A 25,647-nucleotide genomic window follows, 5' to 3' on the forward strand; every position below is an offset into this window, starting at 1 on the left:
ATTAATTATCAAATAATGGACTAACTTGGTGTTGGCGTAACATTTCAAGTAATAGAATAAGTGGAAGCCCCACTAACGTATTGGGGTCACGCCCTTCCAAACGTTCAAATAAGCTAATCCCTAATCCCTCTGATTTAAAACTTCCAGCACATTGATAAGGCTCATCTTTAAGTAAGTAATTAGTTATTTCGGCGTCAGATAGTGATCTAAAATGAACGTGAAACAATTCACACTCGACATTAAACTTACCTGTTTCAGTATCGAGTAAACATAGGCCAGTATAAAAAGTGACCTTATTGCCTGACGCAGATTTAAGCTGCTGAAAGGCATTATCAAAATTATGCGGTTTGCCCATAATTTTATTTCCAATTACACAGACTTGGTCAGAACCGATAACCAGGTGCTGAGGGTATTTAGCAAAGAGTGCGTTGGCCTTTTCATGAGATAAACGCATGACTAAAGCCTGAGCGGACTCATTCAATATGGGCGATTCATCAATATTGGGAGCCACTGCTAAAAAAGGCAATCCCAGTTTTTTTAGTAGGGCTTGCCGGTATGGTGAAGTTGACGCCAAAATAATCGATTTCATGATTTTTCTCGAAACTCGTAGCCAAAAGGGTTAACTCATTTTAAACTATAAAACGTAAAACCTACGGTTTTTTGGTGAAAAGGCGAGTTTACCCCGCCTTTTTCTTTGACTATAGCTCATTACAAAGTTAATATGCGCGCCTTATGCAAAAGGTAAAATTACCCCTGACTATCGATGCGCAGCGTGCAGCTCAGAAAAACCTCGACTATGTTGGGAGTTATACATCTGAGCAAGTTACACGAATTGCCGAATCAGTAGTCAGTGTAGATAGTGATGTAGAAACCGAATTATCATTTAAAATTGATAATCAGCGTTTGACTGTCATCGAGGGGAAATCCCAAGTGGATGTCACCTTACAATGCCAACGTTGCAGAACTGATTTCAAACATCATGTCTACGTATCGTATTGTTTTAGTCCTGTCGTCAATGACGAAAAGGCCGAAGCATTACCGGAGCTCTATGAACCGATTCAAATTGATGAATTTGGTGAAATAGATTTGCTGGGAATGATAGAAGATGAAATAATTCTATCCTTACCAGTGGTTCCGGTTCATGATTCTGAACACTGTGAAGTGTCCGAAGCGGACATGGTGTATGGTGAACTGCCTCCCGAGGCAGAAAAACCAAACCCATTTGCCGTATTAGCCAGTTTAAAGAAAAGTACTTAAGGAGTAAGGTCAATGGCCGTACAACAGAATAAACCAACTCGTTCAAAACGCGGTATGCGTCGTTCACATGATGCACTGACTGCTACCCTAGTTTCTGTAGATAAAACTTCCGGTGAAACTCACCTGCGTCACCATGTGACTGCAGATGGTTACTACCGTGGCCGTAAGGTTATCAACAAGTAATTTGTTGTTACCTTGGCTAATCTAACCATCGCGTTAGATGCTATGGGCGGGGATGTTGGTCCCCGCGTCACGGTGCCTGCTGCATTGCAGGCACTGGCATCTAATCCAGCACTCAAATTACTGCTTGTCGGTCAACCCGAAGCCATTCAACCTTTGCTTGCACAACAAAGTGCTGAGCTAATTTCGCGCGTCGAAATTATTACTGCTGACGGCATTATCGCAAACGATGCAAAACCATCAAACGCGATAAGGCAAAGCAAAGGAACATCGATGCGAGTGGCCTTAGAGTTAGTGAAGACAGGGCAGGCACAAGCGTGCGTGAGTGCGGGAAATACGGGTGCGCTGATGGGCTTAGCGAAATTAATGCTAAAGTCTATAGAGGGGATTGAGCGCCCAGCGCTAATGACAATCCTACCTAATCAGCAAAAAAGTCAAACAGTAGTGCTAGATTTAGGCGCTAATGTTAATTGTAGTAGTGATATGCTAGTCCAATTTGCCGTAATGGGTTCCGTGATGGCTGAAGAAGTGGTTAACATTTCTAAACCGAGAGTTGCGTTACTGAATATTGGCGAAGAAGAGAGTAAAGGGTTGGATAATATCCGCGAAGCCGCCTCAATATTAAAAGAAACGACATCAATTAACTACATTGGTTATGTAGAAGGTAACGAGTTACTGACAGGTAAAACCGATGTGTTAGTGTGTGACGGCTTCGCAGGTAATGTCTCATTGAAGACGATGGAAGGTGTAATACGCGTCATCCTTTCATTGATAAAATCGACCGGCGATCAACATAAAAAAAGCAGTTGGTTTATGCAACTGGCGAAAAAATGGTTAAAAAAACGTTTAATGAAACGTTTTGGGGACATGAACCCCGACCAGTATAACGGTGCGACTCTGTTAGGATTAAAAGGTATTGTCATCAAGAGTCACGGTGCAGCGAATGAAGGCGCTTTTAAAGCGGCTATTGACCGCGCAGTACAAGCTGTTGAAAAACAAGTCCCAGAAAGAATAACAGCGCGACTAAATATTGTTTTACCCAGGAGTGATCAATAACCTATGGCTATGTACAGTAAAATCTTAGGAACAGGCAGCTACTTACCAGCACAAGTACGTACCAATGCTGATCTGGAAAAAATGGTTGATACTTCTGATGAGTGGATTGTGACACGCACTGGCATACATGAAAGAAGAATTGCTAACGAAGAAGAAAGTGTTTCAGTGATGGGTTTTCATGCGGCCAAAAATGCGTTGGACATGGCACAAGTCGATGCAACCGACATTGGTTTAATTATCGTCGCAACCACATCAGCAACTCACGCTTTCCCTAGTGCTGCTTGCCAAATCCAACAAATGCTTGGTATTCAAGATTGTGCGGCATTTGATGTCGCAGCTGCATGTGCAGGTTTTACTTATGCGATTAGTATTGCTGATCAATTCGTTAAAACGGGCATGACTAAAAAAGCATTAGTTATTGGTGCAGATGCATTATCTAAAACATTAGATCCCGAAGACCGTGGCACAATTATTTTATTTGGTGATGCGGCAGGGGCTGTGGTTATTGGCGAATCTGAAGAGCCGGGTATCATTTCGACGCATTTACATGCAGATGGCCGTTATGGTGATTTACTCACATTACCTAATCGTAGCCGTTGCTCTGAAGACCCTGCCTATTTGACCATGACAGGTAATGAAGTCTTTAAAGTTGCAGTGCGTGAATTAGCGCATATTGTTGATGAAACATTAGCACAGAGCGGCATTGCCAAAGAAGAACTTGATTGGCTAGTTCCACATCAAGCAAATTTAAGAATTATTTCTGCGACGGCGAAAAAATTAGATATGACGATGGATAAAGTTGTTGTCACATTAGACCGTCACGGTAATACTTCTGCAGCATCAGTTCCTACAGCGTTGGATGAAGCGGTGCGTGATGGCCGTATTCAGCGTGGTCAACTTGTGCTTTTAGAAGCCTTTGGTGGTGGTTTCACTTGGGGCTCTGCATTGGTTCGTTTTTAATTAACTGAGAAAATAGACATGACACAATTTGCTATGGTATTTCCCGGACAGGGTTCTCAGTCTTTAGGTATGTTAGCGGCACTAGCTGAAGAAAATCAGCTGGTTGAGCAAACATTCGCTGAAGCATCGGAAGCATTGGGTTACGATCTCTGGGCGTTAGTACAAAATGGGCCAGAAGAAGAATTAAACAAAACATGGCAAACACAGCCTGCGTTATTGGCAGCTTCTGTGGCTATTTTCCGTGTTTGGAAAGACAAAAATGGCGCAATGCCAACGATGATGGCGGGTCACAGCCTTGGTGAGTATTCTGCTTTAGTTTGTGCGGGTGTTATCGACTTCAAACAAGCGATTAAACTGGTTGAATTGCGCGGAAAACTCATGCAAGAAGCCGTTCCTGAAGGAACTGGTGCGATGTATGCCATTATTGGTTTAGATAATGAATCAATTGAAAAAGCTTGCCAAGAAGCCGCTCAAGGCCAAGTGGTTTCACCAGTTAATTTTAATTCACCAGGCCAAGTCGTCATTGCAGGTGAAAAAGCGGCAGTCGAACGTGCGGGTATCGCATGTAAAGAAGCGGGTGCAAAACGCGCATTACCATTATCTGTTAGCGTCCCTTCTCATTGTGCATTAATGAAGCCAGCTGCTGATAAATTAGCCGAAGCGTTAGAAAAAATTGATTTTTGTGAGCCAGACTATCCAGTTATTAACAATGTTGATGTTAAAATTGAGAAATCGGCACAAAATATTCGTGATGCTTTAGTCCGTCAACTGTATAATCCAGTACGCTGGACGGAAACAGTAGAATTAATGGCAGATCAAGGTGTTGAACATCTTATTGAAGTAGGTCCAGGGAAAGTATTGACTGGTCTTACCAAGCGAATTGTCTCTAATTTAACTGCCGTCGCAGTCAATGATCCTGTATCATTAAGCACTGCTTTAGAAAATAGCTGAGGACGACATGAGCTTTGAAGGAAAAATTGCACTGGTAACAGGCGCGAGTCGTGGAATTGGTAAAGCGATTGCTTTAACATTAATTGCTCGTGGTGCTACTGTTATCGGGACAGCAACCAGCGAAAAAGGCGCAGAAGCCATTACCGCTTATCTTGATGGCAAAGGTAAAGGTTTAGCATTAAACGTGACTGATGCAGCATCAATCGAAGAAACTTTGACCAAAATCCGCGAAGAATTTGGTGAAATTGATATTTTGATTAATAATGCAGGTATCACTCGTGATAACCTATTGATGCGTATGAAAGAAGATGAATGGCAAGATATTATTGACACCAATCTTTCATCCGTTTACCGTTTGTCTAAATCCGTTTTGCGTGCCATGATGAAAAAACGTTGTGGACGTATTATTTCAATTGCATCCGTTGTCGGTGTGATGGGAAATGCGGGGCAAACTAACTATGCAGCAGCGAAAGCAGGGTTAATTGGTTTTAGCAAATCATTGGCTCGTGAAGTCGCTTCTCGTGGTATTACTGTCAACGTCGTTGCACCTGGTTTTATCGAAACTGATATGACTAAAGCATTGACAGATGAACAGCGTGCAGGCATTTTATCTCAGGTTCCTGCGGATAGACTGGGTGATGCACAAGAAATTGCCAGTGCTGTAGCGTTTTTAGCTTCTGATGAAGCTGCTTACATCACAGGTGAAACATTGCATGTCAATGGTGGCATGTACATGATCTAAAGAAATGATGGAACTATTTGCATTTTTAATGTTATCTAACGCTAAATAATGCAAAATAATAGTTCCAACAGCCGGGATTGGGTTGTATCTTTTCCTGTATTTCATAAACTACGAAAACCATCGCGAAAGCGAGTTTTGATAGGAATTTTAATAGTATGAGCACTATCGAAGAACGCGTTAAGAAAATCATCGTTGAACAACTGGGTGTTAAAGAGGAAGAAGTTGTAAATACAGCTTCATTTGTTGATGACTTGGGCGCTGATTCTCTTGACACAGTTGAGCTAGTTATGGCTCTGGAAGAAGAGTTCGATTGCGAAATCCCTGACGAAGAAGCTGAAAAGATCACAACAGTACAGGCTGCGATTGACTACGTCGAGAACGCATCTAAATAATTGTACGAAAACTTATCTAGGCGATCACTCGATCGCCTATGTTCCTTTTGTAACTTTTCCCTCCTTGGAGGAAATACGTGTCTAAGCGTCGTGTAGTCGTAACCGGACTGGGCATGTTATCTCCTGTCGGCAACACAGTTGAGTCATCATGGAAAGCTGTTTGTGACGGACAGAGTGGTATCAGCCTAATCGATCATTTTGATACTACTAACCACGCAACTAAATTTGCTGGCTTAGTAAAAGATTTCAATTACGAAGAATTTGGCATCTCTCGTAAAGATGCAAAGAAAATGGATCCATTCATCCAATATGGTATCGCTGCTGGCTTTCAAGCCTTTAAAGATGCTGGATTGGAAGTAACAGAAGCCAATGCTACTCGAATTGGTGCAGCGATTGGTTCTGGTATTGGTGGGTTAGGCTTAATTCAGGACAACTGTGAGTCATTACTGCACGGTGGGCCTCGTAAGGTAAGTCCATTCTTCGTACCATCGACCATCATTAATATGGTGGCTGGTCATTTAAGCATTATGTACGGTTTCCGTGGTCCAAGTATTTCAATTGCAACTGCCTGTACATCAGGTGTGCATAATATTGGTCATGCAGCTCGTATGATTGCTTATGGTGACGCCGATGTAATGGTTGCAGGCGGCGCTGAAAAAGCGACTACACCACTTGGTGTGGCTGGTTTCGGTGCAGCACGTGCATTATCGACTCGCAACGATGATCCACAAGCGGCAAGTCGCCCATGGGATAAAGACCGTGATGGTTTTGTTCTGGGAGATGGCGCAGGTATCATTATTCTTGAAGAATATGAACATGCGAAAGCACGCGGTGCAAAAATTTATGCAGAAATTGCAGGTTTTGGGATGAGCAGTGATGCTTACCATATGACATCACCACCTGAAAATGGTGCGGGTGCAGCACTTGCAATGGAAAATGCACTAAATGACGCAGGAATCAAAGCGAGTGACGTGGGGTATATCAATGCTCACGGTACTTCAACTCCTGCAGGCGATTTAGCAGAAGCACAAGCAGTCGTTAATGTATTTGGTGAGGGCACAGATGTATTAGTCAGCTCAACTAAATCAATGACTGGGCACTTACTTGGTGCTGCAGGTGCTATTGAGTCAATCTTCACTATTTTGGCATTGTGCGATCAAATTGTTCCACCTACCATTAATTTGGATAACCCAGATGAAGCGTGCAAACTGGATTTTGTTCCAGGTGAAGCACGTAAAGTGGATAACATGGAGTATGCTCTGTGTAACTCGTTTGGTTTTGGTGGCACCAACGGTTCATTAATTTTCCGTCGTTATCACGGCGAATAATTAATCTATTACCGTTAGTTATTAGCCCTAGTCACGTATTGTGGCTGGGGCTTTATTTTGCCCAGTTCTTTGCACAGTTCTTCGCTTTAGTTTATGATAATCCCACTTGATTACTGTCTGATTTATCAGCTTTTATTATAAGTATTATCAATGTCATATTGGGTTGATGGGCAGCTTTGCCAGCAAATAAGTGTTACTGATCGCGCAGTCTCTTTTGGGGACGGCTGCTTTACGACCATACATGGCGTTAATCAGCAAGCTAAAATGTTAAATGAGCATATTGCTCGGTTAAAGCACGATAGCCAAAGATTGAAAATTGCTCAGCCAGATTGGGAAAGGTTGGCAGAGCATCTAAAGCAGGTTTGTGCAGAACAGACTCAAGACGAATTTGTGGTCAAAGTGATTATTAGTCGCGGTGCTGGTGGTAGAGGATATAGCTCTAAAGGTTTTACCTCGCCGACGGTGATAGTCAGCGTTTCTCCCTTCCCGAATAATTATGTCCAATTACAGTGCAAAGGGGCTAACCTCGTTCTTAGCCAAATTCCATTGGCTCGTAACCCATTGCTAGCAGGGATGAAACACCTCAACCGCTTAGAACAAGTCCTTATTAAGCAAGAGGTTGATGAACTTAATGCAGATGAAGCTATTGTGCTAGACACCGACGGTATTATTGTTGAATGCTGTAGTGCTAATGTTTTCTGGCGAATTGGTCATACAGTGTATACCCCAGTTTTATCTCATAGTGGTGTGAATGGATTAATGAGACAAAAGATAATATCACTGTTACAAGATAGCCAGTACCATCTTCAACAGGTGGAACGCTTTGCTAACGTCTTAACTCATTGTGATGAAGTGGTTATTTGTAATGCGCTGATGCCAGTTTTACCGGTACAAAGTATTCAAATGGATAAACAACTTCCACCATTACAATTTGCGTCTCGTGAGCTGTTTGAGTATCTATTTTTGCGTTGCAAAATTTAGTTTTTATAAATGAATTAATTGTTACCAATACACGCATTGAAATGGTCAATAAATGAAATTAGCCAAAAAAATCATTCTAATCGCCGTTACCTTGGCTGCTATTGTCGTAGCCGCGGTCTATTGGCAATATCGTCAAGTACTGGACTATGCCAAAACGCCAATTAACATCACACAAGAAAAAATTTTTACGGTACCAGCAGGAACTGGGCGTGTCGCATTTGAAGGGTTACTTATTGAAGATAACATTCTTGAAAAAGGGAATGAATTTCAATGGTTACTCAAACTACGCCCTGAACTGGCTCAGCTAAAAGCAGGAACTTACCGCCTGCAACCGGGTATGAATGTGGAACAACTACTACAATTAATTGTAAGTGGTAAAGAAGCACAATTTTCGATCCGTTTTATTGAAGGTAACCGTTTAAGTGATTGGGGTAATATTTTACGTGATGCTCCTTACTTAGAGCATAAAACTACCAACTTAACCCCGACAGAACTGCACGCCCTGATTGGGTTTAACGGAGAAGGGACTTTAGAAGGGTGGCTATATCCTGATACCTATTTATACACAGCGGGGACAACAGACGCTGAAATTTTAAAACGTGCTTATAAACGTATGCAAAACAGCCTTGATGAAGAGTGGAAAGGGCGTGATAGGGATTTACCCTATAAGAATGCCTATGAAATGCTTATTATGGCTTCGATTATTGAAAAAGAAACCGGTATTGATAGTGAAAGAGCCCAGGTTGCATCCGTATTTGTTAACCGCTTAAAGAAAAATATGCGTCTGCAAACCGACCCAACCGTCATCTATGGGTTAGGTGAAAAGTATCGTGGTAAAATTTATCGTAGTGATTTAGATAATTACACACCATACAATACTTATAAGATTGATGGTTTGCCACCAACACCGATTGCAATGCCGAGCCTTGCATCGTTAAAGGCTGCCGCACATCCGGCTAAAACGGATTACATATTCTTTGTCGCAGATGGTAAAGGTGGGCATACTTTTAGTCGTAATCTAAACGACCACAATCGTGCCGTTAAAGTTTACCGCCAATTTGAACAGCAAAACTGATAAAAATGAAAAACCAATTTATTGTTATTGAAGGACTCGAAGGCGCTGGTAAAACAACTGCAATCAATACGGTTGTGGAAACGTTGAACCAAGCAGGGATCACAGATATTGTTTTTACTCGAGAGCCTGGTGGAACGCCATTGGCAGAGAAACTCCGTGAGCTCATAAAGCAAGGTATTGCAGGTGATAAAGTCACGGATAAGGCTGAATTGCTGATGTTATATGCAGCCCGTGTACAACTGGTTGATACAGTGATCCAACCTGCATTAGCGGCTGGCAAATGGGTGGTCGGTGACCGTCATGATTTATCTTCCCAAGCGTATCAGGGGGGGGGACGTGAAATTGATCGTCATTTGATGCAATCATTACGTGACTTAGTGTTGGGCGATTTCAAACCTTCATTAACCTTATACCTTGATTTACCTCCTGAATTAGGTTTACAACGTGCAAGGTCACGGGGTGAGTTAGATAGAATTGAAAAAGAATCGTTAGCCTTTTTCGAAAGAACACGCAGCCGTTATCTTGAGCTGGCCGCGGGTGATGAAACGATACTCACTATTGATGCAAGCCAAAATATTGAGCAAGTACAGCAAGATATTCGCCAAACGCTGACACAGTGGTTAGCGCGTGCTTGATAAACCACATAAGGTATTAATCCCATGAATTGGTATCCTTGGTTAAATGAACCTTACCGACAAATCATTACTGCGTACCAAAGCGGTCGAGGCCACCACGCGTTACTGCTTCACTCAATACCGGGAAATGGGGCACAAGCACTATGCTATGGAATTAGTCGTTGGCTTATTTGCCAAGAAAGAGACGGGCTAAAAAGCTGTGGGCAATGCCATAGCTGTCGTTTGATGCTCGCGGGTAATCATCCTGACTATCATATTATTGAAGTAGAAAAAGGGAAGTCTACTGTTAGTGTTGATGCGGTTAGAAAATTAATTGAAACCTTGAGTCGCCATGCTCAACAAGGCGGCAACAAAGTGGTGTATATTCCACAGGTTGAAGCATTGACAGATGCAGCAGCTAATGCGTTATTGAAAACATTGGAAGAGCCAGCAAAGGATACTTACTTTTTACTTGGAAGTGATAAACAAGAGAATTTGCTTGCGACCATTCGCAGCCGTTGCCTGAGTCATTTCTTACCTGCTCCCGATCCACAAATAGCACTCTACTGGTTGCAAAAGCAAAAGCCGGGTATTGCTGTTGAAAATGCGATAACGGCATTAAAAATATGCCAAGGTGCGCCACTTTCTGCGCTAGCCTTATTGGATGAACAACGCTGGCAAAAACGTAATGCACTATGCCATAGTTTAGGTCATGCATTGCAAACGGGGGATATGTTGAGTTTGCTGCCTAGTTTGAATATTGATGAAGCGCCTGATGCCTTAAATTGGCTACTTAGCTTATTGGCGGATGCTATTAAAATTCAACAAGGGGCTGGGGTTTTTTGCATCAACCAAGATCAGCAATCTCAAGTTCTGCAATTAGCTGGTGCTATGAATCGAACACAGTTAATAAATATGTATGATAAGTGGTTATATTGCCGCCATCAATTACTGACAGTTCCTGCACTGAATCAGGAACTGATTCTGACAAATCAATTATTACAATGGGAAGCTTCGTTGTCTCTCCCTACATTTTAAAAAGAGTTAAATATGTTTGTTGTTGATTCACACTGTCATCTCGACTGTTTAGATTATGAAAAATTACATACGAATGTCGACGATGTTATCGCAAAGGCTTCGGCCCGTGATGTCCGTTTCATGTTAGCTGTTGCAACAACGTTGCACGGTTTTGAAAGCATGAAAAAAATGATTGGCATGCGTGACAATATTGCTTTTTCATGTGGTATTCATCCTCTCAATTTAGACGAAGGATATGATTTCGCACGACTAGCACAATTAGCCGCAGGAAATGAGGTTGTTGCGCTAGGAGAAACTGGGCTGGATTACTATTATCAGCAAGAGAATGCCGCGTTGCAGCAAGAGTCTTTTCGTCAGCACATTCGCATAGGTCGTGAAGTCAATAAACCCGTCATTGTGCATACTCGTGCGGCACGAGAAGACACCTTATCTATTCTACGCGAAGAAAATGTGATGGACTGTGGCGGGGTATTACACTGCTTTACTGAAGATAAAGATACGGCTGTTGAACTACTCGATTTAGGTATGTATATCTCATTTTCAGGGATCGTCACATTTCGTAACGCAGAGCAAATTAGAGAAGCCGCCCGTGTTGTTCCTTTAGACCGAATTTTAGTCGAAACTGACTCGCCATATTTGGCTCCTGTTCCTCATCGTGGGAGGGAAAACCAACCCGCGTACGTCCGGGATGTTATTGAGTATATGGCGGTGCTAAAGGGGGTTAGTGTTGAGCAACTCGCTGAAATCACGACACAAAACTTCAATCGTTTGTTTCATTTAAATGTTGGCACAAATAACGTATAAATTAGTTCACTAGAACGATTAAATGACTAAGGAAATTGAAATGGCAGAAGAAACGATTTTCAGTAAAATTATCCGTCGCGAGATCCCAGCAGACGTGGTTTACCAAGATGAACTTGTCACCGCATTTCGTGACATTTCGCCACAAGCACCTTCTCATATTCTTATTATTCCTAATAAATTAATTCCAACTGTCAATGATGTTACTGTGGATGACGAACTTGCATTAGGTCGTTTGTTTACTGTTGCAGCGAAAATAGCCAAAGAAGAAGGTATTGCAGAAAATGGCTACCGTTTAATCATGAACTGCAATGAACATTCAGGGCAAGAAGTGTTTCATATCCACATGCATCTAGTGGGTGGTCGCCCATTAGGGCCGCTATTGGCGAAATAATAAGGGATCGGCAATGAACCGTATTGCATTACTTGCTTTGGTAACTGTGTTGCTAAGTGGTTGCATATTTAAGAAAACACAAGGGCTGGTTTTTAATGAGCAACAGCGCATCATTATGGAGCCCGCAGTACTTGCACAAGGGGTCATTGTCGAAAACCCAGTGATAGGTAGTGAAAATCATCAAACTATCGCTACTATTAACATGAGTAATTCACAGCCTAAAGTGGTGAATATTGCTTATCGTTTATACTGGTATGATAAGCAAGGATTAAACGTAGAAACATCGAATACCTTGTATCAGCAAATCGCAGCAAATTCTGATGTGAAAGTTCGTGCTGTGACTTCTTCTCCACGTGCAACAAATGTACGTGTTCATGTATTTTTATCGCCAAAGGCCGGAGAATAATAATGAAACGCATCTTAATGGTTGCTGCCGCGACATTAATTTTGGCTGGGTGCCCTTCATATCCACCTCAACAACCAGGTACACAACCCCCAATTGTGCCAGTAGAGCCGGAGAAACAACCAGAAGTAACTCCACCACCCGTTGATGTTGTTCCAACTCCACCAAAGCAACAAACAACAGATTGGTCCGCTTCCATTACACCTTTAGTTAACCAAATGGCCAGTGCGGATGGGGTCGAAAACGGAAAAGTACTGTTAGTTGATTCAGTGAAAAATAACACGAATGGTTCAATACCGGTGCAAACTGTAACATCAGTTATGACAACCGCGGTTGAGAACACCAATCGTTTTAAAGTGGTTCCCGCCAGTGTGGTGAGTTCCGCACGTAAAACACTCGGTTTATCACAAGAAGACAGTTTAGTCACCCGTAGCAAAGCGATAGGGTTAGGCCGCTATGTTCAAGCGGAGTATGTGATTTACAGCGTGATGTCAGGTTCAAATAAAGAAAGAAGTCTTGAAATGCAGTTGATGGATGTGCAAACAGGTGAAATTGTTTGGACTGGAAAGCACAATATTGAGTAACCAGCAGTCACTTTTTCGACTGTTAGTGACACATTTTCCTACAATCTCTGTACGTGATTGGAAAATATCCTCACTAACAGGGCTGTCGGGGGGAAGTTATTTGGTTGAATGTTTTCTACCTGCTCGCGAAGTGAAGCTAATAGCGCGTGCTGATGGAAATGCGCAAACTGCTTTGTATGTTAACCGAAAGAAAGAAGCGCGGATATTGCAGCAATTACGCGCTTATTCATTTACACCTCAAGTGATTGGTCGGAATTCACAATGGTTATTATTAGGGTGGTGTGAAGGGCAACACCCTGATAATAATACTTTTTTGTTGCCCAGTTACCAGTGTGAGCTTGCAAATATAGTCACACAATTACATTGTGCTCCACTGCTGGGGTATCATTTACAACTCCGCAATGAAATATCTCATTACGGCTATTTAATTGATAAAAAACGGTTATCACCTCGCTGGAAAAAACTCCATCGCCATTTTACCTCTGCCTCTTTCCCAAAAATGCTGAAACTCGCGCCTGCCCATATGGATATTCATGCAAAGAATATTATATGCACATCAACAGGGCAGCTAATGCTATTGGATTGGGAGTATGCGGCAAATACAGATATCGCATTCTCTTTAGAAACCTATTTCCAATTTAATGGTCTGACAGACATTCAGCGAGATTTTTTCTTGACGCAATATTGTGATGTTCACGGTGCTTATCGAGACAAACAGCAATTGGCGAAAAGCTGTCAATCATGGGCACCTTGGGTAAAATATATGACATTAATGTGGTATGAAGTGCAGTGGAATGAAAGCCAGTCAATTGACTTTTTGGTACACTCACAATTATTACGGCAATATTTTGGTTTAATAGGTTGATAGCCAAAGGCTATCAGAAAACAGTATCGGATTAAGACAATTAGTTTAATAAGTGAGGCATGTTATGGGCCCTATAATGCTAGATGTTCAGGGTTATGAATTGGACAACGAAGAGCGCGAAATATTAGCTCACCCATCCGTGGGGGGGGTAATACTGTTTACCCGTAACTTTCATGACGCAGCCCAATTACGAGAGCTTGTCCGCCAAATTCGTGATGCATCAAGACACCGGTTGTTGATAGCTGTTGACCAAGAAGGTGGTCGAGTACAACGTTTCCGTGATGGTTTCACCGCATTGCCTTCTGCTCAGGCATTTGCAGCACTCAATAGTGAAATCGATGGTGCTAAACTTGCTGAAGAGGCGGGTTGGTTAATGGCATCAGAGATGATAGCTATGGATATTGATATTAGTTTTGCACCTGTTTTGGATCTTGGCCATCAAAGTATTGCGATAGGCGAACGCTCATTCCACGAAGACCCAGAAATTGCGATGGTCATGGCAGAACGTTTTATTAAAGGTATGCGCAGTGCGGGTATGAAAACGACAGGGAAACACTTTCCTGGTCATGGTGCAGTGAAAGCTGATTCACATAAAGAAACACCACGGGATGACCGCTCCTTGGAGAAAATTCGTGGTAAAGATATGTTGATTTTTAAAGACTTTATACAACGAGAGCTACTCGATGCAGTTATGCCTGCTCATGTTATTTATACCCAAGCTGATGATCGCCCTGCGAGCGGTTCACCATTTTGGTTAAAATCAGTATTGCGAGAGCAACTTGGTTTTCATGGTGTCATTTTCTCTGATGATTTATCGATGGAAGGCGCTGCGGTGATGGGAAGTTATCCTGAGAGAGCCCAAGCATCGTTGAATGCGGGATGCGACATGATTTTAGTCTGTAATAATCGTGAAGGTGCAGTCAGCGTCTTAGATAACTTACCGAAACAATATGATAGCCAAGCTTCTAAGCTATATCATAGCGGCCGACAATATAGTTTAACAGAGTTGCAAGCAGTTGAGCGTTGGAAAAATAGCCATCGTCAACTCGTTGATTTGCATGAGCGCTGGCAAGAACATCGCTAATAATTTCTAGTACATCTGAAAGGCCAGTAATTTATTACTGGCCTTTTTGCATAAGTACGCAAGAAAGACAAATTGCTTTGCATGAATAAAATAATAAAATTATGACTTGTGGTAAAAGTTACCCGTAACGTTCTTGTTTTTTTAGAGTTAATCCCAATGTTCTTTTCGGCTATATTTGCTAGAAATGAACTAATACTTATTTCACTATTAAAAATAATTAGAAGGTTTTTATTAATCTCATTAGTATTATGTTTCATTTTTGAAAAAATAAAATAGAAATTTTGATTGTTTTATTTGTTGGTAATTACATTTTGAGTTTAATTGAAATAAATAACCATATATTTGCATTATGTCTGGTTTTTTATATGGTTAGAGTGCTGGGTATAGCTATGTTAATTTTAATAATGAAAGCAATCATCTTAAAAAGTTAAGATGATTTTAAATAAATGAAAAATAGAATGATTCAATCAGTGCTTAATAACTATTTGTGCCTATCATTTGCTCAAGTGTTACTTAATTTAAATTTGCCTACAGAGAATAATACTTTCTCTTATGAGGGGGCTATAGAACGATCATGAGTAAATATACATCAACAAATACTACGCATTCATGTGAAGGTTTCTATTGGGTGAAGTTTTACACATATAGCCTATATGTATAAAGCTATTACAAATACCTATTTAAGTGGATGAGTTAACAAATAAATGAATTGCCGATGAAATTCTATTCAAAATAATGAGTTACATATTAAATTTACCTTAAAGTAAAATGTGACATGCATCACTATTAAAAAGTAGCTTATTGCAACTTATGTGGCGTGTTGTGACAGCGATCGTTTTAATTGACATAAAATTACGATAGCATTCGTATTATGAAAGATTTATGACAATTTAGAGTGATAAGTAATCAATTAAAAAAATAGCAATTTAATAGTTGCATTTTAAGTTAAATATTCAAATTTATTTGAGATGATTATTTCTCAGGGATATTTTTTGCTCTAAAAAATTATATAGGAAATAAAGTGAAATTTTTTTTCTTAATAAACAATACAGTGTTGATAAATACAGTGCCGTAGTGTGAGGTTTAAGCTAGATAAACACCAAATATGAGTAAGTGGCGCTATCGAATCAATAATGTATTTTTGAATTCTTATAAGGAATATTTCTATTCATAGTAATAAGTAAACACAAATACAGGAAAATACTGTATTGAATTTTATATTTAAAATGACTTATGTGTTTGAAATGGATGTATCTGTTTGTCTTTAAGTTAAATTGTTTTATTAAGCTAAAAATAAAAATGGTGTTTTGTTGTTCATGGAAACATGGCACAGCATAAAATTAATTCAAATAATCATTAACTAGGTTAATTCCAATGAAAGTTAAAAATATTGCGTTATTAATGCTTTCTCCTTGCTATTTAGCGGTAGCAATGGCAAATGCCAGCAACTGGGAAGATTCTATCAAGGAAAACTCATTCATTGCGGATTCGGAGCTAGAGCTGTCAACCCGCAACATGTGGAAATACTTAAAAACAGAAAACCGTTTTGATAAAAACGAAAACCGTTATCGAAAACAAGTTGCGAATGCTTGGGGACAAAACTTTCAAGCAGATTTCAAATCAGGTTATTTTGCTGATGTAATTGGCTTTGATGCCTCTTATTACGGCGGTATCAAACTGGGGGCAAGTAAAGACTTCGCCTCCCGTGCAATTTTATATAATGATGATGGCCATGCGAAAGGGTACAACAAAATTGGTCAACGTTATGCAAAAGTAAAACTGGACCTTGAGCCAGTAAAATTTAATGCGAAAGCAGGTTGGTTTACGCTGAAAAATACGGGTATTTTCACGAATTCACAGCGTTTATCATTGAACAGTTATAGCGGTTACTACACTAATACTGCGATCAGTGATTGGAGTTTGGATTTATTATATCTCGATAAGAAAGTCATGCGTCGCGATAGCCCAAATATTGATGCGATGTATTTCACTGATGCTAATGGTGTTCGACACAATGTTAATCATGTCATTACAGGTGGTATTAACTACAATACTAAACCATTGAAAGTATACTATTTCTATGGTCAAGCAGATGATTTATTCCGTCAGCAAGGTTTAGAAGCAAAATATAAACTGACTTCAGATGTGACACTAGGTACACAAATCTATAACCATGAATACGGTAGTGATGGTAAACGTACTGAAACCGATAAACAAAAAGGGAAGCGTAATTTTGACAAACGTGCATGGCACTACGCAGGAACGGCAGAATGGCGTATTCCTGAGTCACCTTGGACGTTAAGCACAGGTTTAACTCATACCCAAGCGAAAAAAGCGAATGGCGTAGGCCAGTTTGCGCGTAACCCAATTGGTAACACTCGTGGCCGTTTTAACTCACCAGCCTATGCAGATATCGACTACGTACGCGATGGTGAAACCATGGTTGCAATGGCCGCAGAGTATCGTATTAGTAAAGAACTCTCTGTTGGTGCGCGTACTAACTATTCAGAATTTAAATATGAAGGTGAAAGATTAAAACAAGGTCAATTCGGTCTATTCAGCTATTGGAAACCAACTGAAAACCTTTCTGTTTCGTTAAGTGGCGGTCTGGGTTGGCACCACCGTCAGGAGAACGACTACACGACGCCAAAATTATATGATGGTCACTCACGTCGTGCACACTCGTTATCTGGATCAATGACAACGACTTATCGTTTCAAAATGTAGTCGATAGTTGAAAAGGATTAAAAAAGGTAAAATAAATGAAACATAAAATTGGATTACTCACACTGCTCATTTCTGGTGCACTTTTAGCGGGTTGTGCTCCCAAAAATACAGATACCGTAAAAGTACAAGTCATTGGTATTAATGATTTCCATGGGGCTTTACAAGCCCCGGGTGATGGTAAATTAGGTGGTATTGAGTCAATTGCCACGCTGGTTAATCAATTAAGAGCGCAAAATGATAAAACTATCGTTGTTGGCGCGGGTGATTTAGTCGGGGCAAGCCCATTACTGTCATCGATGTTTTATGATGAACCTACCATTGAAGCCTTAAGTGCGATTGGTATGGAAACCAGTGCAGTTGGTAACCATGAGTTTGATAAAGGTAAAGAAGAGCTGCTGAGAAAACAAAACGGCGGCTGTCACCCAACAGCAGGTTGTGTGGGTAAAGATTCCTTTGATGGTGCTAATTTTAACTACTTAGCGGCCAACGTTATTGTGAAAGAAACAGGAGAAACTCTGTTCCCATCTTACTTTATTAAAGAGTTTGATGGCATTCCAATGGCATTTATTGGTTTAACGTTAGAAGGTACGCCGGCTATCGTAACACCAAGTGGAACCGCAGGGTTAGAATTCAAAAATGAAGTCGAAACTATTAATAACCAAGTGAAATTATTAAAAGCACAAGGTATTAACAGTATCGGTGTTCTGATCCATGAAGGCGCAACACAACAAGTTGATACCAAAGTTAAAGATATTAACCGTTGTGATAATATCAAAGGCCCAATCGTTGATATCGTTAAACAATTAGATGCGAATGTAGACTTTGTTGTCAGCGGTCATACACACCAAGCTTACAATTGTGAAATCAATGGGATGACAGTAATTTCAGCCCAGTCTAACGGGACTTTATTATCTCAATTGAATATTGAGATTGATAGAAATACGAAAGATATTGTTAGTATCAATGCAAAGAATATCCCTGTTGAAACGAGCCGTTATGAGAAAAACCCTGAGTTAACCACGTTCGTACAAAAATACGAAAAAATTGCCTTGCCTATTTCGCAACAAGTGATGGGCTCTTTAACAGCAAATGTGGATAAAAAATTATTGCCTGCAGGAGATTCAACTCTAGGTAAGATTATTGCTGATGGGCAATTATATGCAGCTTCCAGCAAAGAAGCGGGCGGTGCGCAAATTGCGTTTATGAACAGTGGCGGTATTCGTGCTGATATGAAAGCAGGGGAATTAACTTACGGTGATATTTTCACTGTCCAGCCATTCTCTAACGTGGTTGTTACGCAATCGCTAACAGGTGCACAAATTAAACAAGCGCTTGAGCAGCAGTGGGATCGTGCTCGTCCACAAGTTATGCCAGTTTCTAAAGGTTTTTACTACGAGTGGGATGACAGCCGCCCAGTGGGTGATAAAGTTATTCAAAAATCAATGAAATTAAACGGTAAGCCGTTAGACATGAATAAAAGCTATCGTGTTGCTGCGAATGAATTCTTAGCAACGGGTGGTAGCCGTTTCTCTGCCTTCAACCAAGGTAAAGACCGTGTTTATAGCCTGCCAGATAACGAAGCGTTAATGCAGTACTTTAAAGATAACTCACCAGTTTCCGTTCCAACGGATGTGCGTATCAAGAAAATTAAATAATAAAATTTAATATTCCATTAAAAACTCTGAGGGTGTTTATCATCCTCAGAGTTTTTTTGTGCTTAATTTCCGGCATGGGGTAATGATGAGAAGGGGGGATTGATTGTGTTTACTAAATAAAAAATGATAAAGTAATAATTCTCATTATCATTATGATTTTGTGAATTTAAACAATTGATTGATATAACGGCTAAAAAGCTGACTCGATTCGTTTGGGGAAAAAAATGATTTGACGAATGTGATCGTAGTCATAATAATCAACTAAATTGATGTGAATCAATATTTGGTATTACCAATAGACCAGTCATGATATTCTAATAGGGTTAGTGTGAGTTGTGGCTAATTATTGTTATATAAGGTTTTTTTATGAGAAACCTTAAATAACATTAATATATTTTGTTTCGAGGGATTTATGACCTTATCTCAACCCAAAATCATCGTTGTCGGCGGTGGGGCTGGTGGATTAGAACTGGCAACACGTTTAGGCCGTAAGTTAGGCCGTAAAAAACGCGCACAAATTACCTTGGTTGACCGCAACCCAAGCCATTTATGGAAACCACTATTACATGAAGTGGCGACAGGTTCGTTAGATGATGGCGTCGATGCGATAAGCTATTTGGCCCATGCTCGCCATAATGCATTTAATTTCCAATTAGGTTCGCTCACGAATATTGACCGTGAAAATAAAAAAGTGGTTCTCGGTGAACTTTATGACAAACATGGTGAATTATTGGTCCCTTTGCGTGAACTAGAATACGATATTTTAGTGATGGCGTTAGGAAGTACGTCGAATGATTTTGGTACACCAGGTGTTAAAGAACACTGCATTTTCTTAGATAACCCACACCAAGCGCACCGTTTTCACGACGAAATGCTAAATCTGTTTTTACGTTACTCAGTTCGTGATAACGCAGAGGAGAGCGTTAATATTGCCATTGTTGGTGGCGGTGCAACGGGCGTTGAGTTATCAGCGGAACTCTATAACGCAGTAGAGCAACTGACCAGTTATGGCTTTAAAGGGCTAGACACAGATGCATTGAATGTCACACTAGTTGAAGCGGGTGAACGTATCCTGCCGGCTTTACCGCCGAGAATTTCAAGTGCCGCACATCAAGAACTTAATAAACTCGGCGTGAATGTATTGACGAAAACTATGGTAACCAGTGCTGATGCAGATGGTTTGAATACGAAAGAAGATGGTAAAATTCATGCGGATCTCATGGTTTGGGCTGCAGGGATTAAAGCACCTGATTTCATGAAAGATATCGCTGGGTTAGAAACAAATCGTATCAACCAATTGGTGGTAAAACCAACGTTACAAACGTCTCGTGACGATATGATTTTTGCCATTGGCGATTGCGCTTCTTGCGCTAAGCCAGAAGGGGGATTTGTGCCACCAAGGGCTCAATCAGCTCACCAAATGGCCAGCCTTTGTTATGACAATATTGTCGCTTTAATGAAAGATAAACCTTTAAAAGAATATGTTTATAAAGATCATGGCTCATTAGTTTCACTGTCTCGCTTTAGTACAGTTGGCAGCTTGATGGGGAATTTAATGCGTGGGGATATGATGGTAGAAGGGCGTATCGCTCGTTTTGTGTATATTTCTTTATACCGTATGCACCAAATCGCATTACACGGTTACATTAAAACGGGGCTAATGATGCTTGTTGGCAGTATTAACAGAATTATTCGTCCAAAGTTAAAATTGCACTAGTCAACGACTAGCTACTTGTTTAATTTGGTTTTATTAGCACTATGCACCTGTATATTCGTATAACAGGTGCATTATTTTTTATTATTTATAATGATAAATAATAATGTTAAAAAATATATTAACTCAATCTGTCAAGGTTTATCTATGTTAAATATTGCGTAGAAAAACTATTTAGATCAAATTTAATAGGTTAATTGTCGAATATATTGTCACTATTGCTTATATAAATATATATTTTATTTTAATGAAACTTAACCCTAGAAATTAATATAAAATAAATGATCCGAATATTAACTTATCTTAAGTTTTAAATAATTAAGATGTAAATCTATTTATATAACGATAACCGCCAACTATAACGGACTCTTCTATTATCCCATTGATTTAAAACAGTAATATTTTTGATTGTAATCAATAGGTGAAGTTGCACTAATGGTAAAGTTTATTTTTCTAAAACAGTTATAATAAACATATGTTTTAATGATAATTTAAGATAATTCTAAAAAACAACACTATTAGTAGGTAATTATCGAATTATTTTGAGTAGTGGTTACAATAGGCACGGCATATTTTAATAAGGGTTAACACGATGAAGCTAAAATTTAAGTTGTTATTAGCAACTGTAGTGATGCTCCTTATTGTATTGCTCGTGAATTCATTCAGCCAAGAACCGGAAACTAAATTGGCTACGGTATTATCGGTTGAGCCGATCAAAGCGAATCGCCTTGTTGAGTACGAAAATTGTACAGTAACAGGGGTTTTAGGCACCTTTAATCAGCAATCCCTTTCTCGTTTTCACCCTGCGCAAAGCGAATGCAAAATGATTTTTATGATTGAAGCATTACAAGGGAAAAGCTTTCCATCTCTATTTGATATGCAAAATCAAACCTGTGTTAACACACAAAAAATGGAATTAGTGATTGTTGGATATGATGTTGTGTACCAAATTGGTAAAACAGTTGGAAAAGTCAGAACATCCTATGAACCATCAATGTTTATTCCTTTAGATGATAAAGGGCGTTTGGTGCTCACTTCATCCAATTCAGTATGTGAAACCATGCGCAGTGATATAAAAGAATTATTACCCTTTTATTGTTTACAGCAAAATGAATTACCAATCACAAAAAACTCATCAGCAGTCTTAGAACTGCAACCGAATAAAAATACATTTGGCTTTATGGAATAATTTTTTCTATAAATATTATAGAGATAAAAGGCTACAAGAGTAGCCTTTTATCATTTTAGAGCATCAAACTTAGCTAATTTGATGCTCTTCAAACCCAATGAGTAATTGTTTAATAAACTCTAGTCGAGAAACTCTTTCTGTTAAATCATGGAAAAATTTTAGTCTAACAGGGCCATCTAACCGATAAGTTTGTGGCTGGTTTTGTAATAAGCTTATTAAGAAACTTGGGTCGACTTTATTTTTATCACCAAACTCAATAAAGCCACCTTTTTCATGAGCTTCAATACGTTTAATACCAAGAGCTTGAGCTTGTAATCGAATAGCTGCGTTCGCTAATAGGAATTTACCTGCGTCAGGTAAACTACCAAAGCGGTCGATCAGTTCTGTACGCAATTCGTCAAGCTCCTGACTGTTTTTTGCACTGGCTATTCGTTTATAGAAAGACAAGCGAATATTCACGTCGTGAATATAGTCGTCTGGCAACAGAACAGGCATACGCAACTCAACTTCTGTTTGTTGGCTAGTTAAATCTTCTAATGAAGGCTCACGCCCCTCTTTAAGCGCATCAACAGCACTTTCTAATAGCTCCATGTACAGGGTAAAACCAATAGTGGTCATTTGCCCACTTTGGTCTTCACCAAGTAATTCACCCGCACCACGAATTTCTAAATCGTGAGTTGCTAAAGCAAAACCAGCTCCTAAGTCTTCCAATGATGAAATTGCTTCAAGGCGTTTATGTGCATCGGTGGTCATAGCTTTGGGATGCGGGGTGAGTAAGTAAGCGTATGCTTGATGGTGAGAGCGACCAACTCGTCCACGTAGTTGATGGAGTTGAGCTAATCCGAAATGATCCGCGCGTTCAATGATAATGGTATTCGCTGTTGGTATATCAATACCGGTTTCAATAATTGTTGTGCATATCAATACATTAAAACGTTGATGATGGAAATCCGTCATTACGCGCTCTAACTCGCGCTCACGCATTTGGCCATGCCCAACAACAAAACGTGCTTCAGGGACTAACTCTTCAAGGCGAGCCTTTGCCTTTTCAATATTTTCAACATCATTGTAAAGGTAATAAACTTGGCCGCCACGTAAGGTTTCCCGTAAAATTGCCTCACGGACAACTAAGTCATCATATTGGCGCACAAAGGTTTTTACAGCCAAACGGCGTGCTGGTGGTGTGGCGATAATAGATAAGTCACGCATACCACTCATGGCCATGTTAAGAGTACGAGGAATAGGTGTGGCGGTCAGCGTTAAGATATCAACGTCTGCACGCATAGCCTTTATTCGTTCTTTATGGCGGACACCAAAGCGGTGCTCTTCATCGACGACGAGCAAACCTAAATCTTTCCATACTAAGTCACTTTGTAGCAACTTATGGGTACCTATTAGAATATCAACTTTGCCTTCCGCGGTCTGGGTAATAATTTGTTGTTGCTCTTTCGCTGTTTTAAAGCGTGATAACATTTCTATGCGGACAGGCCAGTTAGCAAACCTATCTTTAAAATTATCATAATGCTGTTGTGCAAGTAGTGTCGTGGGGACTAAAACGGCAACTTGTTTGTTATTATTAATCGCAAGGAATGCGGCTCGCATTGCCACTTCGGTTTTACCAAAGCCCACATCACCACACACGAGTCGGTCCATTGCTAATGGTTGGCACATATCACTGAGAACAGCATTGATGGCGACTTCTTGGTCAGGCGTCGTTTCGAATGGAAAGCCTTGACAAAATTCTTGGTATTGTTGTTTATCATGCTTGAATGCAAAGCCAGCCTTAGCGGCTCGTTGTGCATAAATATCAAGCAGTTCAGCAGCAACATCGCGTACTTTTTCTGCGGCTTTCTGGCGTGCACGACCCCAGCTATCACTACCTAATTTATGCAATGGGGCGTTTTCATCAGCGCCACCTGCATAACGGCTAATTAAATGGAGTGAAGAAACAGGAACATACAGTTTATCATCACCGGCATAGGTTAAAATTAAATATTCCGCTTTAATACCGCCCGCTTCTAAGGTAATTAAACCTTGGTAACGGCCTACACCATGCTCAATATGTACCACAGGTTGCCCAGGGCGTAATTCAGCTAAGTTGCGAATGAGGGTGTCAGTATTAATGGTGCGGCGGTTATCTGCCCGGCGACGAACAACACGCTCCCCAAGTAGGTCACTTTCGCAAATTAATGCCCTATGGATATCGGATTGAATAAAGCCGTGTTCAGCGGCACCAATTGTGATGGCAAATCTGCTGTCAGTAGGGCTAGTATAGCTTTGAATAATTTCAGGGCGAATTTTTAAACGGGCTAATAGCTCGGTAACGGTTTCACGTCGGCCTTCACTTTCCACAGAAAAGACGATGGTTCCATCAAATTGTTCAGTAAACTGACGCAATTTTTCAAGCGGCGTTTTGCTTTGCCCTTGTGTGCTGATATCCGGTAATGGCAGGTAATCTAAATTAGTATTTGCCGCTTTTTTGGGTAAAGATTCGAGGGATAACTGAATACGCGGCCATTTTTTTAACGATTGATTAAGTTGTTCAACAGTTAACCATAGCTCAGAAGGGGGGAGTAATGGGCGCATTGGGTCAACACCACGGCTTTCATACCGCTGCTGAGTATCAACCTGAAAGCGTTCAGCCGCTTCTTGTAAGCTCTGAGAAACAATTAAACTTGATGGCGGTAAATATTCAAATAAAGATGGCAGTGGCTGAGCAAAGAATAAAGGCTGCCAATACTCGATACCCGTCGGTAAGGTATTTTTACTGACTTGCTGGTAAATATGCTCTGGATCACGGCGAACTTCAAAGCGCTCGCGCCATTGGCTGCGGAAACGTTCAATAGCGTCTTTATCGGTCGGGAATTCATGAGCTGGGAGTAAATTGATTTGCTCTACTTCTTCGAGTGTTCTTTGTGAGTCAACGTCAAACGTTCGTAAGCTATCAATTTCATCATCGAAGAAATCAATACGAAACGGCAACGAGCTACCCATGGGAAATAAATCGAGTAAAGCGCCCCGTGTGGCATATTCACCATGCTCTAAGACTTGCTCTACATGGCGGTAGCCAGCGTTATCGAGCTCATTACGTAAGTTATCACGGGAAAGTTTGTCACCTTTTGCCATCACTAAGGCATGACTGGTTAAAAAGTCAGCAGGACAGACTTTTTGCATCAATGTATTGACGGGAAGAATTAATGCGCCTTTTTGCAAACTGGGCAAACGGTACAGTGTCGATAAACGATGAGAAATAATTTCCTGATGGGGGGAGAAATTGTCATATGGCAATGTTTCCCAGTCAGAAAGAGTCTCTATAGGGTGTTGTGTAAACTGTTGAATTTCATCTCTTAAACGTAATGCATTTTGCATATCACGTGTCACGATGATCACAGGCCCTTGGTGACGTTGTATTATTTCTCCACATTCAAGTGCACCAGCCGCCCCGATAAGGCAACCTAAATGGCGAACATCGCCACTACGACTAGGGAGTTCATAACGAAATTTTGACAACATAGAAATCTTCGGTATCTCACAGCGATTAGTAAGCAGTTAAACAAGAGTTAGCCCAAACATAGCCAATTTTTGTACGAAAAATAGTTAAGTTAATCAACAAATAGTTAAACTACAAAATTTATAACAAAACAATCAGTTTTAACT

Annotated in this window: 24 protein-coding genes; 22 read left to right on the forward strand and 2 right to left on the reverse strand. The window is 40.4% G+C overall.

The window, feature by feature from the left end:
- Window position 1: 1 nt before the first annotated feature.
- Window positions 2-589: a Maf family protein gene (locus PSE83_RS03830; protein WP_164565238.1), complete on the reverse strand. Its 588-nt coding sequence runs from the start codon at window positions 587-589 to the stop codon at window positions 2-4.
- Window positions 590-732: 143 nt separating this feature from the next.
- Here PSE83_RS03830 and yceD point away from each other — a divergent pair, with 143 nt between their 5' ends.
- The 22 genes from yceD to umoD all read left to right on the forward strand — a co-directional run bounded on the left by yceD (window position 733) and on the right by umoD (window position 21,990).
- Window positions 733-1,257: a 23S rRNA accumulation protein YceD gene (gene yceD, locus PSE83_RS03835; protein ID WP_004253206.1), complete on the forward strand. Its 525-nt coding sequence runs from the start codon at window positions 733-735 to the stop codon at window positions 1,255-1,257.
- A 12-nt stretch (window positions 1,258-1,269) separates the two neighbouring features.
- Window positions 1,270-1,440, forward strand: coding sequence for a 50S ribosomal protein L32 (gene rpmF, locus PSE83_RS03840; RefSeq protein ID WP_004253223.1), 171 nt, complete (start codon window positions 1,270-1,272; stop codon window positions 1,438-1,440).
- Window positions 1,441-1,452: 12 nt separating this feature from the next.
- Window positions 1,453-2,493, forward strand: coding sequence for a phosphate acyltransferase PlsX (gene plsX, locus PSE83_RS03845; protein ID WP_164565239.1), 1,041 nt, complete (start codon window positions 1,453-1,455; stop codon window positions 2,491-2,493).
- Window positions 2,494-2,502: 9 nt separating this feature from the next.
- Complete coding sequence (locus PSE83_RS03850) at window positions 2,503-3,453, forward strand: beta-ketoacyl-ACP synthase III (protein ID WP_094960620.1); 951 nt, start codon at window positions 2,503-2,505, stop codon at window positions 3,451-3,453.
- Between the two features lie 18 nt (window positions 3,454-3,471).
- Window positions 3,472-4,404 carry an ACP S-malonyltransferase gene (fabD, locus tag PSE83_RS03855; protein ID WP_096863860.1) on the forward strand — a complete coding sequence of 311 codons (933 nt, stop codon included), beginning with the start codon at window positions 3,472-3,474 and terminating at the stop codon, window positions 4,402-4,404.
- Between the two features lie 7 nt (window positions 4,405-4,411).
- The gene (gene fabG / locus PSE83_RS03860; protein WP_004253233.1) at window positions 4,412-5,146 is read left to right on the forward strand and encodes a 3-oxoacyl-ACP reductase FabG; all 735 of its coding nucleotides are present in this window, start codon (window positions 4,412-4,414) and stop codon (window positions 5,144-5,146) included.
- 155 nt (window positions 5,147-5,301) lie between these two features.
- Complete coding sequence (gene acpP, locus PSE83_RS03865; protein ID WP_004253236.1) at window positions 5,302-5,538, forward strand: acyl carrier protein; 237 nt, start codon at window positions 5,302-5,304, stop codon at window positions 5,536-5,538.
- Between the two features lie 77 nt (window positions 5,539-5,615).
- Entirely contained in the window at window positions 5,616-6,866 is a 1,251-nt protein-coding gene (fabF, locus tag PSE83_RS03870; RefSeq protein WP_071585850.1) for a beta-ketoacyl-ACP synthase II, read from the forward strand.
- Between the two features lie 150 nt (window positions 6,867-7,016).
- Window positions 7,017-7,847 (forward strand): aminodeoxychorismate lyase, encoded by an 831-nt coding sequence (gene pabC, locus PSE83_RS03875; protein ID WP_164565240.1) that lies wholly within the window; start codon window positions 7,017-7,019, stop codon window positions 7,845-7,847.
- Between the two features lie 52 nt (window positions 7,848-7,899).
- Window positions 7,900-8,922 (forward strand): endolytic transglycosylase MltG, encoded by a 1,023-nt coding sequence (gene mltG / locus PSE83_RS03880; RefSeq protein ID WP_272660670.1) that lies wholly within the window; start codon window positions 7,900-7,902, stop codon window positions 8,920-8,922.
- A 5-nt stretch (window positions 8,923-8,927) separates the two neighbouring features.
- A complete protein-coding gene (gene tmk, locus PSE83_RS03885; protein ID WP_004253248.1) occupies window positions 8,928-9,557 on the forward strand; it encodes a dTMP kinase in 630 nt (209 codons plus the stop codon).
- A gap of 24 nt (window positions 9,558-9,581) precedes the next feature.
- Complete coding sequence (gene holB, locus PSE83_RS03890; protein ID WP_272660671.1) at window positions 9,582-10,574, forward strand: DNA polymerase III subunit delta'; 993 nt, start codon at window positions 9,582-9,584, stop codon at window positions 10,572-10,574.
- Between the two features lie 12 nt (window positions 10,575-10,586).
- Window positions 10,587-11,378 (forward strand): metal-dependent hydrolase, encoded by a 792-nt coding sequence (locus tag PSE83_RS03895; protein ID WP_004253269.1) that lies wholly within the window; start codon window positions 10,587-10,589, stop codon window positions 11,376-11,378.
- A gap of 40 nt (window positions 11,379-11,418) precedes the next feature.
- Complete coding sequence (gene hinT, locus PSE83_RS03900) at window positions 11,419-11,769, forward strand: purine nucleoside phosphoramidase (protein ID WP_036957623.1); 351 nt, start codon at window positions 11,419-11,421, stop codon at window positions 11,767-11,769.
- Window positions 11,770-11,782: 13 nt separating this feature from the next.
- The gene (locus PSE83_RS03905; protein WP_094960431.1) at window positions 11,783-12,175 is read left to right on the forward strand and encodes a YcfL family protein; all 393 of its coding nucleotides are present in this window, start codon (window positions 11,783-11,785) and stop codon (window positions 12,173-12,175) included.
- Window positions 12,176-12,177: 2 nt separating this feature from the next.
- Window positions 12,178-12,756, forward strand: a complete 579-nt coding sequence (gene lpoB / locus PSE83_RS03910; RefSeq protein WP_004253278.1) for a penicillin-binding protein activator LpoB — start codon at window positions 12,178-12,180, stop codon at window positions 12,754-12,756.
- Complete coding sequence (locus PSE83_RS03915; RefSeq protein ID WP_254366113.1) at window positions 12,719-13,621, forward strand: phosphotransferase; 903 nt, start codon at window positions 12,719-12,721, stop codon at window positions 13,619-13,621. Before lpoB ends, PSE83_RS03915 begins: the two co-directional genes overlap by 38 nt.
- A 64-nt stretch (window positions 13,622-13,685) precedes the next feature.
- Entirely contained in the window at window positions 13,686-14,705 is a 1,020-nt protein-coding gene (gene nagZ / locus PSE83_RS03920) for a beta-N-acetylhexosaminidase (RefSeq protein WP_172767063.1), read from the forward strand.
- Between the two features lie 1,374 nt (window positions 14,706-16,079).
- Entirely contained in the window at window positions 16,080-17,432 is a 1,353-nt protein-coding gene (locus tag PSE83_RS03925) for an OprD family outer membrane porin (RefSeq protein WP_004253295.1), read from the forward strand.
- A gap of 35 nt (window positions 17,433-17,467) precedes the next feature.
- Window positions 17,468-19,087 carry a bifunctional metallophosphatase/5'-nucleotidase gene (locus PSE83_RS03930; protein ID WP_094960435.1) on the forward strand — a complete coding sequence of 540 codons (1,620 nt, stop codon included), beginning with the start codon at window positions 17,468-17,470 and terminating at the stop codon, window positions 19,085-19,087.
- A 412-nt stretch (window positions 19,088-19,499) separates the two neighbouring features.
- Window positions 19,500-20,804 carry an NAD(P)/FAD-dependent oxidoreductase gene (locus PSE83_RS03935; RefSeq protein ID WP_004253300.1) on the forward strand — a complete coding sequence of 435 codons (1,305 nt, stop codon included), beginning with the start codon at window positions 19,500-19,502 and terminating at the stop codon, window positions 20,802-20,804.
- Window positions 20,805-21,393: 589 nt separating this feature from the next.
- Window positions 21,394-21,990 (forward strand): UmoD family flagellar biogenesis regulator, encoded by a 597-nt coding sequence (gene umoD, locus PSE83_RS03940; RefSeq protein WP_004253302.1) that lies wholly within the window; start codon window positions 21,394-21,396, stop codon window positions 21,988-21,990.
- Between the two features lie 69 nt (window positions 21,991-22,059).
- On the opposite strand, the gene mfd is transcribed toward umoD, so the two are convergent.
- Window positions 22,060-25,503, reverse strand: coding sequence for a transcription-repair coupling factor (gene mfd, locus PSE83_RS03945; protein ID WP_096863867.1), 3,444 nt, complete (start codon window positions 25,501-25,503; stop codon window positions 22,060-22,062).
- Window positions 25,504-25,647 lie beyond the last annotated feature (144 nt).

Origin of the sequence: Providencia sp. PROV150 (genome assembly GCF_028481025.1) — a bacterium.
Taxonomy (GTDB): domain Bacteria; phylum Pseudomonadota; class Gammaproteobacteria; order Enterobacterales; family Enterobacteriaceae; genus Providencia; species Providencia hangzhouensis.

Bases quoted from the DNA above. Each gene is read 5' to 3' on its own strand.
- mfd (WP_096863867.1), bottom strand. From the start codon at position 25,503: ATGTTGTCAAAATTTCGTTATGAACTCCCTAGTCGTAGTGGCGATGTT.
- nagZ (WP_172767063.1), top strand. From the start codon at position 13,686: ATGGGCCCTATAATGCTAGATGTTCAGGGTTATGAATTGGACAACGAA.
- yceD (WP_004253206.1), top strand. From the start codon at position 733: ATGCAAAAGGTAAAATTACCCCTGACTATCGATGCGCAGCGTGCAGCT.
- PSE83_RS03935 (WP_004253300.1), top strand. From the start codon at position 19,500: ATGACCTTATCTCAACCCAAAATCATCGTTGTCGGCGGTGGGGCTGGT.
- PSE83_RS03905 (WP_094960431.1), top strand. From the start codon at position 11,783: ATGAACCGTATTGCATTACTTGCTTTGGTAACTGTGTTGCTAAGTGGT.
- fabD (WP_096863860.1), top strand. From the start codon at position 3,472: ATGACACAATTTGCTATGGTATTTCCCGGACAGGGTTCTCAGTCTTTA.
- mltG (WP_272660670.1), top strand. From the start codon at position 7,900: ATGAAATTAGCCAAAAAAATCATTCTAATCGCCGTTACCTTGGCTGCT.
- PSE83_RS03930 (WP_094960435.1), top strand. From the start codon at position 17,468: ATGAAACATAAAATTGGATTACTCACACTGCTCATTTCTGGTGCACTT.
- PSE83_RS03830 (WP_164565238.1), bottom strand. From the start codon at position 589: ATGAAATCGATTATTTTGGCGTCAACTTCACCATACCGGCAAGCCCTA.
- rpmF (WP_004253223.1), top strand. From the start codon at position 1,270: ATGGCCGTACAACAGAATAAACCAACTCGTTCAAAACGCGGTATGCGT.
- tmk (WP_004253248.1), top strand. From the start codon at position 8,928: ATGAAAAACCAATTTATTGTTATTGAAGGACTCGAAGGCGCTGGTAAA.
- PSE83_RS03925 (WP_004253295.1), top strand. From the start codon at position 16,080: ATGAAAGTTAAAAATATTGCGTTATTAATGCTTTCTCCTTGCTATTTA.
- lpoB (WP_004253278.1), top strand. From the start codon at position 12,178: ATGAAACGCATCTTAATGGTTGCTGCCGCGACATTAATTTTGGCTGGG.
- PSE83_RS03850 (WP_094960620.1), top strand. From the start codon at position 2,503: ATGTACAGTAAAATCTTAGGAACAGGCAGCTACTTACCAGCACAAGTA.
- holB (WP_272660671.1), top strand. From the start codon at position 9,582: ATGAATTGGTATCCTTGGTTAAATGAACCTTACCGACAAATCATTACT.
- acpP (WP_004253236.1), top strand. From the start codon at position 5,302: ATGAGCACTATCGAAGAACGCGTTAAGAAAATCATCGTTGAACAACTG.
- pabC (WP_164565240.1), top strand. From the start codon at position 7,017: ATGTCATATTGGGTTGATGGGCAGCTTTGCCAGCAAATAAGTGTTACT.
- PSE83_RS03895 (WP_004253269.1), top strand. From the start codon at position 10,587: ATGTTTGTTGTTGATTCACACTGTCATCTCGACTGTTTAGATTATGAA.
- fabG (WP_004253233.1), top strand. From the start codon at position 4,412: ATGAGCTTTGAAGGAAAAATTGCACTGGTAACAGGCGCGAGTCGTGGA.
- hinT (WP_036957623.1), top strand. From the start codon at position 11,419: ATGGCAGAAGAAACGATTTTCAGTAAAATTATCCGTCGCGAGATCCCA.
- umoD (WP_004253302.1), top strand. From the start codon at position 21,394: ATGAAGCTAAAATTTAAGTTGTTATTAGCAACTGTAGTGATGCTCCTT.